The following is a 16,162-nucleotide window of genomic DNA, read 5'->3' as shown; positions in this document are numbered from 1 at the left end:
GAGGCGCGGTGCGCCGCCTTTCGGCCGAGAAGAACAGCGAGCGCGTCATGCGAGTTCAGGTCGAAACCTTTGTGGACGAAGGTGGGGTCGAAAAGATCCGCCGATTTTACCTCAACGGCCGGAAGGTCGAAGTGGTCGAAAACCTCGATCAGTGGCATGGGGCCGACTACCGATACCTCAAGGTCAGGGGCAGCGAGGGTGACGTTTACATTTTGTATCTGGACGTACTCCGAACGCAGTGGGCGCTGACGATATATCAACGCTCGCAATCACCGGGCTCCCGCGTCGCCATGTGACGTTCGACGTCAGTATTCGCATCTTCTCACTGCAGGCCTTTCCAAGCGGCTGTGGAGAGTTAAATATGTTCCATCGTCCTAATTTTGGCCGCTACGGTGATCGCTCTCCGCAATCTTAGGAAATCCTATGAGACTGCCGAAGGGCGGCTTGAAGTGCTGAGAGGGGTCAATCTCGATCTCGGCGCGGGAGACAGAGTTGCCCTGATGGGGGAGTCCGGTAGCGGAAAGAGCACGCTCCTGCATCTCGTAGCCGGCCTCGACCGAACGGACTCAGGCGAGATCACGATCGGGGGGCGAGACATTTCCAAGCTGAACGACCGGGAACGCGCTGCCTACAGACGGACAAAAGTCGGTCTCGTATTTCAGCAGTTCAATCTTGTCCCGTCACTAGACGTGGCCGCGAACATCGCTTTCCACGCCAAGCTCGCGGGACGCCACGATCCTCCGTGGGAAAATGAACTCGTGGCGCGCCTCGGAATCGGGACATTGCTCACCAGGTATCCCGAGCAGCTTTCCATCGGACAACAGCAGCGGGTGGCGATCGGACGAACCCTTGCCGCGCGTCCCGGCTTAGTCCTGGCGGACGAACCCACAGGAAACCTGGACGAGGCCAACGGAGACGCTGTCCTGGAACTGATGCTTTCGCTGTCGAAGGGAACCGGATCGACACTGCTCCTGGTGACACACTCGCAAAGACTGGCGGACAGGCTCGACCGGCAGGTGCATTTGCGGTCCGGGAAGATCGAATGAAGATGTGGACCGCAGCCACGGCACTTCTGTCCCACTGGCGACGACGACCGCTGCAGCTCGGCGCCCTCTTGTCCGGCCTGGCGCTGGCGACCGCCCTGTGGTCGGGAGTGCAGGCGATCAACGCAGAAGCCCGCGCCAGCTATACCCGCGCCGCGGTTGTGCTCGACCAGAACGGGTTGGCGAACCTGGTTTCTCCAAACGGCAGCGCAATTCCTCAGTCCGCCTTCGTGCGGCTCCGACGGGCGGGCTGGAGTGTGTCACCAGTTTTGGAGGGAGAATATAGGTTTGGTGTGACCCGATTAAGGGTGATCGGCATCGAGCCACTGACGATGCCCGCCGAGACTAACACCGTCGACCTGGGAAATGCCGGGGACGTGCTTTCCTTTATCACGCCTCCGGGCATGCTGTTTGTCTCTCCCAGAACAGCGGAAAAAATGCGAGGACAGACGGACCTCGCACTGCGTGTTTCGGATCGGATGCTGGACGGCGCCGCCTTCATCGATATCGGCTTGGCCCAGAAGCTGTTAAGAAGAGAGGGCGAACTCAGTCGGATTGTGATTGCCGAAAACCAACGTTCCGGTCTGGAGCCGCTTGAAAAGCTTGTTCCAACGCTCTCAGTTCGCGAGCCGAATGCAGAAACCGACGTCGAGCATCTGACCGAGAGCTTCCATCTCAATTTGACCGCCTTCGGTTTTCTCGCCTTCGCGGTGGGGCTGTTCATCGTGTACGCGACGATCGGTCTCGCCTTCGAGCAACGGCGGCCGACCTTCAGAACGCTTCGCTGCCTTGGAGTTTCGTTGAGTGCGCTTGCGGTTCTGCTACTCGCCGAACTTGTCCTTTTCGCCATCGCCGCCGGGGCGGTCGGCGTCGCGATCGGATATCTGGTCGCGTCGCTGCTGCTGCCCGGAGTGGCCGCAACCCTCGAAGGACTCTACGGAGCCAGCGTGCCTGGCACGCTTTCCCTGCGTCCGGAGTGGTGGGTTTCTGGTTTTGCCATCGCGGTGGCCGGAACATTGGTTTCGTCTGTACAGAGCCTGTTGCGCTTGACGAGGGTGCCTTTGCTCGCGGCGGCCCAACCCCAGACCTGGGGACGATCGTGGCAAGCGGGGCGGCGGTTTCAGGGGCTAGCGGCAGCGGCTTTGCTAGCGCTCTCGGGAGCTCTTCTTCTGTGGGCTGAAGGACTCGAGGCCGGCTTTGGCGTTCTTGGCTGTCTTCTGCTCGGGGCGTCGCTACTTCTTCCCACCGTACTTTCTGGATTCTTTACCGTGATGCAGCGGGCGTCTTCGCGCGCGCTCGTCACGTGGTTCTGGGCCGACGCGCGGCAGCAACTCCCCGGACTTTCCCTTGCGCTCATGGCATTGCTTCTTGCGCTGGCGGCAAACGTCGGCGTCGGAACCATGGTCTCGAGCTTCCGTCTCACGTTCGTCGGCTGGCTCGACCAGCGTCTCGCCGCCGAGCTTTACGTCGCTGCCCGGAACGAGGGCGAGGCAGACAGGCTCAGGACATGGCTCGCAACGAAGGTGGAATCGGTGTTGCCGATCTTGAGCGTAGACGCCGAGATCCGGGGGCAGCCGATGCAGATCTTCGGTGTCGCTGACGATCCGACCTACAGGATGCACTGGCCCCTGATCGTTGGCATGCCGGACGTTTGGGATCAGGTGGCGTCCGGTCAAGGGGTGCTGGTCAACGAACAGTTCTGGAGGCGGGACCGGCTCCGCATCGGCGATCAGCTGGATCTGCCGGGTGACTGGAAGCCGGCGGTTGTCGGGGTCTATTCGGATTACGGAAACCCAAAGGGCCAGGTCATCGCCGGAATAAACGCTCTGACCTCTCGTTACCCGCAGGTCTCGCGCCTGCGCTACGGTCTGCGGATCCAGCCTGATCAGGTTGCGGACCTACGATCGAGGCTCACGGACGAATTCGGACTACCACCGGGTAACGTCGTCGATCAAGCGGCATTGAAGGAACAGTCACGGCGGATCTTCGATCGCACATTCCTGGTTACTGGCGCGTTGAACATATTCACGCTCGGGGTTGCAGCACTGGCGATGTTCTCAAGCCTCCTCACGCTGTCGGAAATGCGCCTCCCGCAGCTTGCGCCCGTGTGGGCCTTGGGGGTCACGAGACGTGATCTCGCTCTTCTTGAGGTTCTAAGGACGCTCGTGCTCTGGCTGGCGACATTTATTGCCGCTTTGCCCCTCGGCCTGGCGTTGGCGTGGGTGCTTCTCGCGGTGGTGAACGTCGAAGCCTTCGGCTGGCGTCTGCCCATGTATATCTTTCCTTACGAGTGGCTTTGCCTCGGTCTAGTCGCGCTCGGCGCTGCTGTCGTTTCCGTATTCATCCCGCTTCGCCGGCTGGCGCGAGTCACGCCATCGGAACTTCTGAAGGTATTCGCCAATGAGCGTTAGATCGATTGCGATCGCTTTTGCGGTGACGACCATGGCCAGCTTGTCCGGGAGCCAAGCGGCCTCCGAGGGTTTTGGTGGCCTTGGCTCGACGGTCGAAGGGTTTTCGGTGCCGCAGCCTGGCCTGCTGTTCCGTTTCCCCGCCGACCACGGCCCACATCCGGACTTCCGGATAGAGTGGTGGTATCTAACGGCCAATCTTGAAGCCCCCGACGGAACTCAATACGGGGCGCAGTGGACCCTTTTCCGCTCAGCGCTTGCTCCGGGTGAGACCAACGCGTGGTCGAGCCCACAGCTCTGGATGGGTCACGCAGCCGTCACCACTTCAGAAGACCACTTCGTCGCAGAACGTATTTCACGCGGGGGAGTGGGGCAGGCTGGTGTTGTCGCGGCGCCGTTCTCGGCCTGGATCGATGACTGGCAGATGGAGGGACATGCCGCCCCGGGAGCGGATCAACTGGCCGATCTCAGCCTGACTGCGACGGCCGAGGAATTCGGCTATGAACTCCGCCTATCGGCTACCGGCCCGCTGGTGCCGCAGGGCATTAACGGCTATTCGGTGAAATCAGCGAAGGGACAGGCCAGCTACTACTATTCGCAACCGTTCTATGCGGTGGTCGGCTCGCTTTCGCTACCGAGCGGGAATGTAGAGGTGACGGGGAAGGCTTGGCTTGACCGCGAGTGGTCGTCACAGCCGCTCGCGGAGGACCAGACCGGTTGGGATTGGTTCTCGCTGCATCTCGATACAGGGGAGAAGCTCATGGGCTTCCGCCTCAGAGATGAAGGGGAGGGATATACCTCCGCCACCTGGATCACTGCCGACGGGCGACCGGACCCTTTACCCGCGACAGCTCTCAAGATCGTTCCCGTGCGAACCGCCAAAGTCGCAGGGCGTCAAATTCCTGTTTCCTGGAACGTCCAGATTCCCAGTCGCGGCTTTGACGTCACGACCCAGCCTCTGAACGACCATGCGTGGATGTCAACGTCCATCCCGTACTGGGAAGGCCCGATCGCCTTCGAGGGCAGTGTCAGTGGCAGGGGTTACCTGGAGATGACCGGGTACTAGCCCAAACCAAGGGTAGCGGGAAGGTGATGGGGGCAGCTTCTATCGCACCTGCCTGATGGTTGCGTGACCACGCTTTGCGATCGTGCCGTGCTGGCGGAGAGTTTTGAGACCGCCCGGAGTGGTACGTCCCCGTCACGGGCCGGGTTTCGCCAACGTCCGGTCCGCCATCTTCTTGACTCGATAATAACTAACTAGTTACATAATTGATGATCGGTATTCATCGCGAGTTGGGAGGTTCGAGTGAAGATATACGGGATGCAGCATGTGGGTTTCACCGTGACTGACCTTGACGAGGCGGTCGGCTTTTTCGAGACAATCTTCGGTGCGGTAACATGTCTCGAAACCGGCAGAGTGGAGGCTGACGATGAGTTCATGCTTCGACGCCTGGGTGTTCCTGAGGGCAGACGGATAGAAAACATCAAGGTTCTGAGAATCGGGAACGGCACGAACCTCGAGATATTCCAGTATTCCGGAGAGACAGGCGATCCGGAGCCGCTGAAACGCAACAGCCAGCCCGGCGGATTTCACATGGCCTTCGAGGTCGATGATTGCGAGCGCACAGCAGAGCGGTTGCGCGCCGCCGGCGTTGAGGTGCTGGAAGGTCCCACCCTTGTCGAGAGCGGTGCGATGGCCGGACTCACGTGGCTTTATCTGAAGGCTCCCTGGGGACAATTCCTGGAGATCGTCAGCATGCCCGGGCCACTGGGATACGAAAGCGCCGGCGGTCCACGGCAGTGGTCGCCCGTCAGCGGCAGCTGAATTCCCACTCGTAGATCGCGGCATCTGGTCCCGTGGTCATCTCAAAGCAAATACACGCAACGACTGGCCCAAGGGGCCGGAAAGGAGAGCCGTGCCTCAAGAAATCCTGATAAGCTCAAAGCAGACCTTTGAGTTTGGCGACTACGAAGACGGTCCAGTTGAGCCCGGACAGATCCGTGGACGAACGCTCTGCACCTTGATCAGTCAGGGCACGGAGCTTGGCTGGGCCAATGGCGACGTCTTCCCCATCCGGCCCGGTTATGCGGCCGTGTTTGAGGTGACCGAGGTCGCACAGGGTGTCGTCGGCGTCAGCGTCGGCGACCGGCGTTTCGCGATGGGGCAGCACCGCAGCACGCAGACCCATAATGTGCAGTATACCCTGGCGTTGCCGGATGGATTGTCTCCGGATCGCGCGGTGCTTGCCCGCTTGATGGGCGTATCGATGACGAGCCTGATGACGACGAAGGCCCGCCCCGGGGACCGTGTCGTGATTTCGGGGGCCGGTCCGGTTGGCTTCCTCGCTGCGCATCTCTTCAGGATCGGTGGATATCGGGTCACCGTGGTCGATCCGGATCCGATAAGGCGCACCCAGATCATGCGAAGCGGAATCGCGGATTGCCGGGCGTCGGTCGGTGGCGCATCGGAACTGGTCGGAAATGTCTCCCTCGTCGTTGATTGCTCAGGCCACGAGGGCGCGATCATCGACGCCTGCCGTGTCGTTCACAAACTCGGCGAGGTCGTCATGGTCGGTGTTCCCTGGAAGCGGGCAACGGAGATTTCGGCACATGAACTCATGCAGGCGGTCTTCTTCAACCTGGTGACGTTGCGTTCCGGCTGGGAATGGGAAGTTCCACTGCATGGTCGCGACTTCGTTTGGGAGGAACTGCTCGAAGGATACAACAATGCGCCGCACAGCATCTTCGGCGGTTTTTCGCGTGCGCTCGACTGGCTGTCCGAGGGATTGATCGACAGTGAAGGCTTGATACGCCATGTGAGGCCAGACGATCCCGCGTCGCTCTATTCGGAGATCTCGCGACGGGAAATCGAAGAGCCCTTTATCGTTATCGATTGGACGTAAGTCGTTCGCGAGGGGCTGACGCATCGCCCTACAGTCGTCGATACTGATGCCTAGCGCGATGCGCTAGGCACACACCAGACGCATGATGGTATCGACGTTGAACTGCAGTCGCTCGTCGATCGCTTCCTTGGCCATGAGGTCGCGTTCGAAAATGATCGATCCGGTGAAGCGGTTGGTCAGGTAGTAGTAGCCGATTGCCGCTATGGTTATGTTCAACTGTACCGGGTCGATGCCGGGTCGAAACACACCTTTAGAGGCGCCCCGCTCGAGAATGTCGCCGACCATATTGACGAACTTGCGACTGGCGACCTTGATGACCTCGGATTTCTTCAGGTGCTTGGCGCGGTGAAGGTTCTCGCTGTTGACCAGCGTAATGAACTCCGGGTTCTTCAAGTAGTATTCCCAGGTGAACTGGACGAGCTTGGCAAGCGCTGCCTTCGGCTCCAGGTCGTCGAGCTTGAGTTTTTGTTCTGCCGTGCGGATGTCGATATAGGCATCTTCAAGAACGGTCTGGAACAGGCGCTCCTTGCTCTCGAAATAGTGGTAAATCATCCGCTTGTTGGCATTGGCCTTCTCGGCGATCACGTCGACCCGTGCGCCACCTAAGCCATTCTTCGAAAACTCTTTTTTTGCCGCTTCCAGAATGCGAGCCTTCGTTGCCTCGGCGTCTCTGGTGCGTGGCTTTCGGGCTGGTTTCTCCGTGTCTTCGTTCGTGATGCTCAAAGCCCTTCCTCCATCGCCCTCGCGCCTGCTGCGCTTGAAGTCATACACGCCGGAAAGCTGATCCGTCAAAGCGGTTCGTCGGATCGGTCGGCGCCTGCACCTATTAAAAGCACTTGACTCGGGGTTTTGTAAAGAAGTAACTAGTTAGTGCGTTAAGTGGGATTGACGAGGCCGGAGGAGGCCAGGGCGACAAGCGTTCGCCGCCACCTGCGAGCCTGCATTTTCAACCCGTGTGGGACGGGGAACGCTCACCGAGGATATGGGAGGATTGGCATGTCGACCTTTATTAAGGATTTTATCGAACGCGAGACGGTAAGCCGTCGCAACTTCTTGTTTGCCGCCGCCGCCGGCGTCGGCGCCATGGCAGTGCCGATGGCGTTCGGCCGTGGCACGGCACAGGCTGCGCTCACGGATCCGGCGATTGCGTGGAGCTATCGCGACAGGGCGTCTGCCTATTGGAATTCGGTCGTCTCGGGCGGTGAGGCCTTCGTAGAATCCCTCGGCAAGCCGAAAAGCGCGCTCGTCAGTCTGATCAACGAGGGGTCGACCGAGAAATCGCTCTCAGACATCAAGGCGTTTCTCGCCAAGAACAACGGCAATTGCGCGATCGCCTGCGATGCCAACGACAGCCCCAATGCAAGACCCGTCGTCGAGGCGGCTCAGGCCGCCGGCGCCTATATTTCGACGATCTGGAACAAGACCGACGACCTGCATCCCTGGGATTTCGGCGACAACTACGTCTCCCACATGACCTGGTCGGACGAAAAGCCGGCCGAGCAGACGGCGCGCATTCTATTTGAAGCCATGGGCGGCGAAGGCGGCGTGGTTCATCTCGGCGGCATCGCCGCCAACAACCCTGCGGTCGAACGCCTGAACGGCCTCAAGAATGCGCTCAAGGATTTCCCGAACATTGAATTGCTCGATGCGCAGCCGGCCGACTGGGATACGCAGAAGGGTGCAGCCCTCATGGCATCGTTCCTGACCCGCTACGGCGACAAGATCAAGGGCGTCCACTGCGCCAACGACAACATCGCCTATGGCGTCATCGAGGCGTTGCGCGCCGAAGGCATCGAGGACATGCCGATCGTTTCCTACGACGGCAATCCGGAAGCAGTGCAGATGGTGCTGGACGGAAAACTGTTGGCGACCGTTTTCACCAACCCACACTGGGGTGGCGGCATCAGTGCAGCACTCGCCTATCATGCGGCAATTGGCAGCTTCAAGCCGTCCGAGGAGCCCAAGGAACACCGCGAGTTCTACGGTCCGACGATCCTGGTCACCGCCAAGGACGCTGCCGAGTTCAAGGCCAAATACCTCGACTCAGTCCCGACCTACGACTGGAAGGATTTCTGGGGCCCGTCGAACGGGCAGATCCAGTACTGACCTTCGACCGGTAAGGCGGCAGCCTGGAGGCTGCCGCTTCCTCCCCTTGTGACCTTCAAAAAGAGGGGTGTCTGACGTGACACGTCGCCTATCGCGCGAAACCTTGATTAAATGGGCGCCGCTCCTGGTGCTGATTGCGCTCGTGATCTTTTTCACCGCGCTCAACCCTACATTCTTTTCCCAGCGGAATTTCGCCCGCATCGCGATTGCGGCGGCCCCGGCGCTCATGGTCGCCGTCGGCGTTACCTTCATCATCGTCATGGGATCGATCGACCTTTCCATGGAAGGAACGGTCTCCCTGACGGCCGTGGCCTTTGCATTCATCTTTGCCTACCTCGGCGGCTCGCTCGCCCCTTCCGGTTGGATCGCCATTCCGCTGGTACTCCTTCTCGGCGGCTTCATTGGACTGCTCAACGGACTGGTCCATGTGAAGCTCAAGATACCGTCTTTCATGGCAAGCCTTGCCATGGGCTTCGTCGGCACGGGCGCTGCGATCCTTTTGACTGGTGGCGACATCGTGAAGGTAAGCGATGCAACGTTCCGCGGGCTTTTGACCGTGCGCTGGCTCGGCTTCCCGCTGATGGTCTATATCGCCGCCTTCTTCCTCCTCGTCGCCTGGTTCATTCAGACCCATACGACGTTGGGCCGTAACTTCTATGCCGTCGGCGGCGGCGAGGATCTCGCTCACGCATCCGGTCTCAATGTCACCCGTGTCCGGGTCACGGGCTTCGCGCTTGCCGGCATCTTTTATGCGATTGCCGCGATCCTCGTGGTGGCCCGTATCGGTCAGGCGGAATCGGTGACCGGCGCGAATTTCATGTTCGTCTCGATCACGTCGGTCGTCGTCGGTGGTGTGGCCCTCTGGGGCGGCATCGGCGGTGTCTGGAATGCACTCGTCGGGGTGCTCATCGTTAACGTCATCGACAACGGGATGGTCGTCATTGGGCTGCCCGACTTCATTCAGGACGGCATGCTCGGCCTGCTCGTCATTCTTGCCGTCGTGCTTTCGACCGATCGCAAGATGCTTTCCTTCGTCAAGTGAGGCACGCCATGTACGAGCTCAAGGCCGTCGACAAGAAATTCCCGGGCGTACATGCGCTGAAGGCGATCGATTTCCACATCAAGCGCGGCGAAATCGTCGGGCTTGTGGGGGAAAACGGCGCCGGCAAATCCACCTTGATGAAGGTCATCTACGGTGCCTACCAGCCGGATGGCGGGCGTGTGCTGATCAATGGAACGCCCGTTCGCTTCGCCAATCCGCGCCAGGCGATGGAGAAGGGGATCGGGATGGTGTTCCAGGAACAGTCCCTGATCCCGAACCTGACTGTCATGGAAAACATCTTTCTCGGCTACGAGCGGCAGTTCACCCGCTTCGGTGTCGTCGACTGGAAGGCCATGGCGAAAGCGGCGAAGGCGCAGCTTGCCAAGGTGAAACTCGATATCGACCCAGCAATGGTGACGTCGAAGCTTTCTTTTGCGCAACGCCAACTCGTCGAACTTGCCAAGGTGCTGACGCTGGAGGAGCGGGTGGAAGGTGACCTCGTCATCCTGCTCGACGAGCCGACTTCGGTCCTGTCGAAGGAAGAGGTGGAGCTGCTTTTCAAGCTCGTGCGGGAACTGGTGGCGCGAGCTTCCTTCATCTTCGTTTCGCACCGCATGGACGAGGTGATGGAGCTATCCGACCGGATCTACGTGATGAAAGACGGCGAGGTCGTGGATGTCGTTGATCGTGGCGCCGCCCCAGCCGAGGCCATCCAGCACAAGATGGTCGGCCGCAATGTCGACAAGCAATATTACCGTGAGCATCTGCAAAAGCCGTTCGACGTTTCGAAGGTGCTCGTCGAGTTGGACGGTGTCGGCCTTCCCGGCCGCATCCAGGATATCTCGCTTAAGCTGCACGCCGGCGAAGTGCTCTGCCTGGTCGGAACGGAAGGTTCCGGTCGCGAGGCAATCCTCAGGACGATCTACGGCATGCTGACGCCGACCACGGGTCGTCTCAGCATCAAGGGCGAGGACGCGACCGATCTTTCTCCGCGACAGTCGGTCGCCCGCGGCGTCGGCTATGTTCCCCGCGAGCGCAAGATCGAGGGCATCGTCGCCGGGATGAACGTCTACGAAAACATGACCCTTTCGCAGATGAAGAGCCGCTCGAAGGGTGGCGTGCTGCGCGTCGGGGAGGAGCGGGCGCTTGCCCGCGAATGGATCAAGAAACTGTCGATCAAGGCGCATTCCGAATTAGCGGATTGCGGCAATCTTTCAGGTGGCAACCAGCAGAAGGTGGTTCTGGCCAAGTGGCGATCGGCCGGCTCCGACATCATGCTTCTCGACCATCCGACGCGCGGCCTGGACATTGGCGCCAAGGAGGATGTCTACGACATGATCCGCGCCATGAATGCGGCCGGCGTCGGTATCGTGCTGGTCGCCGATACGCTGGAAGAGGCGATTGGCCTCTCGCACACCATCATCGTCGTCAAGGACGGGCGCATTCAGAAGCAGTTTGCCTGCGAGCCGGGTTCCAAGCCCACGCCCTATGACCTTCTGCATTACATGATCTGAGGGACCAATGGATATTCAGCGCCTCAAACCGCACCTTCCCTGGATAACGCTCCTGGTGCTCGTCGCAATCGTCGGCATCACGGATCCCGGTTTCCTTCGACCAACAAACCTGCTTGGGATCGCCGGCGATATCGTGCCGCTTTTCATCATGGCGCTCGGGCTCACCTTCGCCATCTATATCGGTGGCATCGATCTGTCGGCCCAGTCGATGGCGAACATGGTGACCGTAATCGCCTCCATCTACCTCGCCTCGCTCGGTGCCTGGGTTGCCGTGCTTTGTATTGCTGCAGGATTTCTGCTTGGCATGCTGTCCGGATTCGTGACGACACGGCTTTACGTGCCGTCGTTCATCTCCACGCTTGCCGTGGGAGGCGTTGCCTTCTCGGTCGCGCAATGGCTTTCCGGTCAGCGCGCACTCAACATGGATGCCGTCCAGCGCAACGAAACCTTCGGCTGGATGATCGGTCATACCTGGGGCGTTCCCAATGAGCTCCTGATTGCCGCTGGGCTTGTGGCTCTCTGCCTCTTCATCGAGCGGCGCACGACGCTCGGCCGCGTTCTGAAGGCGGTCGGTGCTGGCGAACTTGCCGCCGCCGCGTCCGGTCTCGACGTCGCGCGCTACAAGATTCTCGCCTTCGCCATCTCCGGTGCGCTTGCTTCGATCGCCGGCCTACTCTTCGCCGTAAAGCTCTCCGGCGGCGCGCCAACGATCGCCAATGGGTTCCTGCTGCCGGCAATCGTTGCCGTGCTGGTCGGCGGTACGCCTTTGACGGGCGGTGTCGGCGGCGTGATGAACACCGTCGTCGGCACCCTCATCGTTGCGGTCATTCGTGCTTCGATGCTCTATTTCGAGATCGACGCGACCCGCCAGCAGATCGTCTTCGGCATCGTATTGATCGTCGCTATTGCACTGACGATCGACCGCGCCAAACTGCGCACCGTGAAGTAGGGGGCAGTCATGACGACCATGCGCGCCGCCGTTCTGACCGCCCCGAGACGTTTCGAGGTCCGAGAGGTCGCCATGCCGATCATCGGGCCGGACGATGTGCTCGTCCGGGTGGCACGCACCGGCATATGCGGCACCGATATTCACATCTTCAACGGCCACTACGCAGCCGATCGGCTTCCGCTGGTTCCCGGCCACGAGTTCTGCGGCACGATTGCCGAGCGTGGTGCTAACGTTCGCCATCTTACGGTCGGAACGCGGGTGGTGGTCGATATCAACATCGGTTGCGGCAGCTGCTTTTGGTGCCGTCGCAACGAGGTTCTCAACTGCGCCGAGGTCACGCAGGTGGGTATCGGCCGGGATGGCGCCTTTGCCGAATATGTCGCCGTACCTGCAAGACTGGCGATCCCGGTTGAGGCTGACATCGCCGATGCTGTGCTTGCGCTCACGGAGCCGGTCGCCTGTGTCGTTCGCGCGGCGCGCAAGGCGCAAGCAACATTCGGCCAGTCGGTGCTCATCTTCGGTGCAGGACCGATTGGAAACCTGCACGTGCAGATGATGCGGCTCGTTGGCGCAGCGCCCATCATTGTTGCTGATCTTTCGCCAGAACGTTGCCGGATGGCGGCCGAGGCTGGGGCCGATGCGGCCGTCTCGGATCCCGCCGAACTGAAGGCAGTGGTTCACAAGATGACCGGCGGACGCGGGGCGGATCTGGTAATCGAAAGTGTGGGCAGTCGAAAGCTCTACGAACAGGCGTTCGATCTCATGCGCCGCGGCGGCCATGTCGCCTTTTTCGGCATCACGCCACCCGGAGAGACCGTTGCCCTCGACAGTCTGCGGACCGTGTTGGAAGAAGGCAGCCTCAAAGGCTCTGTTGCCGGCATGGGTGAGGACATGCACGACGCGCTCACGCTTCTGTCGCATGGCCGGTTCCGAACGCAGGATTTCACAAAGGCAAGTTATCCGCTGGAGGCCATCCAGGAGGCCTTCGAAACGATCGCCGAGCGGCCGCAACACCTGAAGACCCAGATCGCCATCGCGGCGTAAACTATCGAAGTGGAGGTACCAGATGGACCAGACGAACACATTTCTTGCTCCCCCGACCGCAGCGCGCAGCTTCGGCTTCTTCGTCGACGGGCAGTGGAAGGAAGGAACCGACCACTTCGAGCGCACGTCGCCGGGCCATGGCACGCCGGTGACCCGCACCGTTCGTTGCACGGTCGATGATCTAAACGCCGCCGTCGCCGCGGCGCGCCACGCTTTCGAAGACCGCCGCTGGTCCGGTCTTTCCGGTGCCGCGCGCGCCGGCGTGCTCTTGCGCGTCGCCGAAATCCTGCGACGTCGCAGGGACGAGATCGCTTACTGGGAGACGCTCGAAAACGGTAAGCCGATCTCGCAGGCACGCGGTGAGATTGACCATTGCATAGCCTGCTTCGAGGTCGGCGCCGGTGCTGCGCGCCTTCTGCACGGCGACAGCTTCAATTCGCTCGGTGACGATCTGTTCGGCATGGTCCTGCGCGAGCCGATCGGTGTCATCGGCCTGATCACGCCGTGGAATTTCCCGTTCCTGATCCTGTGCGAGCGTGTGCCTTTCATCCTGGCTTCCGGTTGCACGATGGTGGTGAAGCCATCCGAAGTCACCTCTGTGACCACGCTGCTTTTGGCCGAGGTACTGGCTGAAGCCGGCCTGCCTGCCGGCGTCTACAATGTCGTCACCGGTTCGGGCCGCTCGATCGGTCAGGCGCTTGCCGAACATCCCGATGTCGACATGCTCTCCTTCACGGGATCGACGGCTGTGGGCCGCTCCTGCGTCCACGCAGCTGCCGACAGCAACTTCAAGAAGCTTGGCCTCGAACTCGGTGGCAAGAACCCCATCATCGTCTTTGCCGATTCCGATCTCGAGGACGCGGCTGACGGCGCTGCCTTCGGCATCAGCTTCAATACCGGGCAGTGCTGCGTCTCGTCGTCGCGCCTGATCGTCGAGCGTTCGGTCGCTGCACAGTTCGAGAAACTGCTGGTCGAGAAGATGGCAAAGATTCGCGTCGGCGACCCACTTGATGATGGCACCCAGGTCGGCGCCATCACCACCGACGCCCAGAATGCCACGATCCTAGACTATATCGCCAAGGGCAAGGCTGCGGGCGCCAAGCTCCTCACCGGCGGCGAGCCGATCGACCTTGGCCGTGGCCAATATATCGCGCCGACACTCTTTTCCGGCGTTTCCCGCGACATGGCGATCGCGCGAGACGAGATTTTCGGTCCGGTTCTGTGCTCAATGCATTTCGATACGGTGGAGGAGGCCATTCAGCTCGCAAACGATACGGTCTACGGTCTTGCGGCGAGCGTGTGGACAAAGAACATCGACAAGGCGCTGACAGTGACGCGGAAGGTGCGTGCAGGCCGATTCTGGGTCAACACGATCATGGCGGGGGGCCCCGAAATGCCGCTCGGCGGTTTCAAGCAGTCCGGCTGGGGCCGCGAGGCCGGCATGTACGGGGTGGAGGAATACACGCAGGTGAAGTCCGTTCACGTCGAGATCGGCAAGCGTTCGCATTGGATCGCATGATGTCGAAAGGCTATGACTATGTGATCGTCGGCGGTGGCTCCGCCGGTTGCGTACTGGCGGCGCGGCTTTCCGAAAATCCGTCGGCGCGCGTCTGCCTCATCGAGGCGGGCGGGCGCGACAGCCACCCGCTGATCCACATGCCCGTCGGCTTTGCCAAGATGACCGCCGGCCCGTTGACCTGGGGGCTGAAGACGGCGCCCCAGAAGCACGCCAACAACCGCGAAATCCTCTACGCTCAGGCAAAAGTGCTTGGTGGCGGCTCGTCGATCAATGCCGAGGTATTTACGCGCGGGCATCCAGGTGATTACGACCGTTGGGTCGAAGAGGGTGCCGAAGGATGGGGCTTCAAGGACATCCAGAAGTATTTCCTGCGTTCCGAGGGCAATTCGATCCTCTCGGGTAAATGGCACGGAACGGATGGTCCGCTCGGGGTATCGAACATTCCCGACCCGCAGCGCATGACGCGTGCCTTCGTGCAAAGCTGCCAGGAACGCGGCATACCCTACAACCCGGATTTCAATGGCCCGGTTCAGGAAGGTTCCGGCGTCTACCAGACCACGACGCGGGACAATCGCCGCTGCTCTGCGGCGGTCGGCTACCTGCGACCGGCTCTAAAGCGCAAGAACCTCACGGTCATCACCGGAGCGCTCGTGCTTCGCGTCGTCTTCGAAGGACGACGTGCCGTCGGCGTCGACTATCAGGTCGATGGCAAGCGGGTGACTGCACGGGCGGATAGTGAGGTTCTGCTGACTTCGGGCGCAATCGGCACGCCGAAGCTGATGATGCTTTCAGGTGTCGGCCCGGCCGAAACGCTTCGCAGACATGGTATCGACATCATCCAGGACCTGGCCGGCGTTGGCGAGAACCTGCAGGATCATTTCGGTGTCGACATCGTTGCGGAGCTGAAGGACCACGACAGTCTCGACAAGTACAACAAGCTGCATTGGTCGATCTGGGCGGGCCTTCAATATACCCTGTTCAAGTCCGGTCCCATCACCTCCAACGTGGTGGAGGGCGGGGCATTCTGGTACGGTGACAAGAGTAGCCCCTATCCGGATCTGCAGTTCCATTTCCTTGCAGGTGCAGGCGCGGAAGCCGGTGTGCCCAGCGTGCCCAAGGGTTCTTCAGGCATCACGCTCAACTCCTACACGCTGCGTCCCAAGTCTCGTGGGACTGTGACCCTGCGTTCGGCGGATCCGCGTGATCTTCCGATCATCGATCCGAACTTCCTTGCCCACTCCGAAGACGTGAAGGTCTCGGTTGAAGGGGTGAAGATCAGCCAGGAGATTTTCGCCCAGCCGTCGCTTCAGAAATACATCAAGGTGACGCACTTCCCGAGCCGCGATGTCCGTACGGAAGCGGATTACGTCGCCTATGCCCGCCAATACGGCCGCACGTCCTATCATCCGACCTGCACCTGCAAGATGGGGCGCGACGAGATGTCGGTGGTCGATCCGCAGTTGCGCGTGCATAGCCTCGATGGCATTCGCATCTGCGACAGTTCCACCATGCCGAGCCTGGTGGGCTCCAACACCAATGCGGCGACGATCATGATCGGCGAAAAAGCCGCGGACATGATCCGCGGCAATGCCTGATAGTCGTTGATCGACAACGAGAAAGGGCGGCTCTGGAGC

General features: G+C 60.7%; 14 protein-coding genes. 13 read left to right on the top strand and 1 reads right to left on the bottom strand.

What is annotated here, in order from left to right:
• The first annotated feature begins 8 nt into the window (after positions 1-8).
• The 6 genes from AC070A_RS32695 to AC070A_RS32670 all read left to right on the top strand — a co-directional run bounded on the left by AC070A_RS32695 (position 9) and on the right by AC070A_RS32670 (position 6,354).
• Complete coding sequence (locus AC070A_RS32695; RefSeq protein WP_057251372.1) at positions 9-296, top strand: hypothetical protein; 288 nt, start codon at positions 9-11, stop codon at positions 294-296.
• Positions 297-392: 96 nt separating this feature from the next.
• Positions 393-1,046 carry an ABC transporter ATP-binding protein gene (locus AC070A_RS32690; RefSeq protein ID WP_112996722.1) on the top strand — a complete coding sequence of 218 codons (654 nt, stop codon included), beginning with the start codon at positions 393-395 and terminating at the stop codon, positions 1,044-1,046.
• Positions 1,043-3,454, top strand: coding sequence for an ABC transporter permease (locus tag AC070A_RS32685; RefSeq protein WP_113479802.1), 2,412 nt, complete (start codon positions 1,043-1,045; stop codon positions 3,452-3,454). The genes AC070A_RS32690 and AC070A_RS32685 overlap by 4 nt, the downstream gene beginning before the upstream one ends.
• Positions 3,444-4,517, top strand: a complete 1,074-nt coding sequence (locus AC070A_RS32680; protein ID WP_057251374.1) for a lipocalin-like domain-containing protein — start codon at positions 3,444-3,446, stop codon at positions 4,515-4,517. The genes AC070A_RS32685 and AC070A_RS32680 overlap by 11 nt, the downstream gene beginning before the upstream one ends.
• Before the next feature lie 255 nt (positions 4,518-4,772).
• The gene (locus tag AC070A_RS32675) at positions 4,773-5,276 is read left to right on the top strand and encodes a VOC family protein (protein ID WP_492383676.1); all 504 of its coding nucleotides are present in this window, start codon (positions 4,773-4,775) and stop codon (positions 5,274-5,276) included.
• 91 nt (positions 5,277-5,367) lie between these two features.
• Positions 5,368-6,354 (top strand): zinc-binding dehydrogenase, encoded by a 987-nt coding sequence (locus tag AC070A_RS32670; protein ID WP_113479800.1) that lies wholly within the window; start codon positions 5,368-5,370, stop codon positions 6,352-6,354.
• 63 nt (positions 6,355-6,417) lie between these two features.
• On the opposite strand, the gene AC070A_RS32665 is transcribed toward AC070A_RS32670, so the two are convergent.
• On the bottom strand, positions 6,418-7,077 hold the full coding sequence (locus tag AC070A_RS32665; protein ID WP_057251377.1) for a TetR/AcrR family transcriptional regulator: 660 nt from the start codon (positions 7,075-7,077) through the stop codon (positions 6,418-6,420).
• A 273-nt stretch (positions 7,078-7,350) separates the two neighbouring features.
• Between AC070A_RS32665 and AC070A_RS32660 the strand changes: the two genes are divergently transcribed.
• The 7 genes from AC070A_RS32660 (at position 7,351) to AC070A_RS32630 (ending at position 16,123) form a co-directional block, all read left to right on the top strand.
• On the top strand, positions 7,351-8,460 hold the full coding sequence (locus AC070A_RS32660; RefSeq protein WP_057251378.1) for a sugar ABC transporter substrate-binding protein: 1,110 nt from the start codon (positions 7,351-7,353) through the stop codon (positions 8,458-8,460).
• Positions 8,461-8,536: 76 nt separating this feature from the next.
• Complete coding sequence (locus AC070A_RS32655; protein WP_113479805.1) at positions 8,537-9,502, top strand: ABC transporter permease; 966 nt, start codon at positions 8,537-8,539, stop codon at positions 9,500-9,502.
• 8 nt (positions 9,503-9,510) lie between these two features.
• Entirely contained in the window at positions 9,511-11,016 is a 1,506-nt protein-coding gene (locus AC070A_RS32650) for a sugar ABC transporter ATP-binding protein (protein ID WP_113479799.1), read from the top strand.
• 7 nt (positions 11,017-11,023) lie between these two features.
• A complete protein-coding gene (locus AC070A_RS32645; RefSeq protein WP_057251380.1) occupies positions 11,024-11,965 on the top strand; it encodes an ABC transporter permease in 942 nt (313 codons plus the stop codon).
• A gap of 9 nt (positions 11,966-11,974) precedes the next feature.
• Positions 11,975-13,009 (top strand): zinc-dependent alcohol dehydrogenase, encoded by a 1,035-nt coding sequence (locus tag AC070A_RS32640; protein ID WP_057251381.1) that lies wholly within the window; start codon positions 11,975-11,977, stop codon positions 13,007-13,009.
• Between the two features lie 22 nt (positions 13,010-13,031).
• On the top strand, positions 13,032-14,528 hold the full coding sequence (locus AC070A_RS32635; protein ID WP_057251382.1) for an aldehyde dehydrogenase family protein: 1,497 nt from the start codon (positions 13,032-13,034) through the stop codon (positions 14,526-14,528).
• On the top strand, positions 14,528-16,123 hold the full coding sequence (locus AC070A_RS32630) for a GMC family oxidoreductase (RefSeq protein ID WP_057251397.1): 1,596 nt from the start codon (positions 14,528-14,530) through the stop codon (positions 16,121-16,123). The genes AC070A_RS32635 and AC070A_RS32630 overlap by 1 nt, the downstream gene beginning before the upstream one ends.
• Positions 16,124-16,162: the final 39 nt, after the last annotated feature.

Source organism: Ensifer sp. GW101-20A05 (genome assembly GCF_059424735.1).
The sequence above is the reverse complement of the archived record's forward strand: the minus strand, read 5'-3'. Positions and strand labels throughout refer to the sequence as shown.

What these genes read in the sequence shown, in the direction of transcription:
- AC070A_RS32685 (WP_113479802.1), top strand. Translation starts at nt 1,043, where the DNA reads ATGAAGATGTGGACCGCAGCCACGGCACTTCTGTCCCACTGGCGACGA.
- AC070A_RS32680 (WP_057251374.1), top strand. Translation starts at nt 3,444, where the DNA reads ATGAGCGTTAGATCGATTGCGATCGCTTTTGCGGTGACGACCATGGCC.
- AC070A_RS32675 (WP_492383676.1), top strand. Translation starts at nt 4,773, where the DNA reads ATGCAGCATGTGGGTTTCACCGTGACTGACCTTGACGAGGCGGTCGGC.
- AC070A_RS32660 (WP_057251378.1), top strand. Translation starts at nt 7,351, where the DNA reads ATGTCGACCTTTATTAAGGATTTTATCGAACGCGAGACGGTAAGCCGT.
- AC070A_RS32650 (WP_113479799.1), top strand. Translation starts at nt 9,511, where the DNA reads ATGTACGAGCTCAAGGCCGTCGACAAGAAATTCCCGGGCGTACATGCG.
- AC070A_RS32645 (WP_057251380.1), top strand. Translation starts at nt 11,024, where the DNA reads ATGGATATTCAGCGCCTCAAACCGCACCTTCCCTGGATAACGCTCCTG.
- AC070A_RS32640 (WP_057251381.1), top strand. Translation starts at nt 11,975, where the DNA reads ATGACGACCATGCGCGCCGCCGTTCTGACCGCCCCGAGACGTTTCGAG.
- AC070A_RS32635 (WP_057251382.1), top strand. Translation starts at nt 13,032, where the DNA reads ATGGACCAGACGAACACATTTCTTGCTCCCCCGACCGCAGCGCGCAGC.
- AC070A_RS32630 (WP_057251397.1), top strand. Translation starts at nt 14,528, where the DNA reads ATGTCGAAAGGCTATGACTATGTGATCGTCGGCGGTGGCTCCGCCGGT.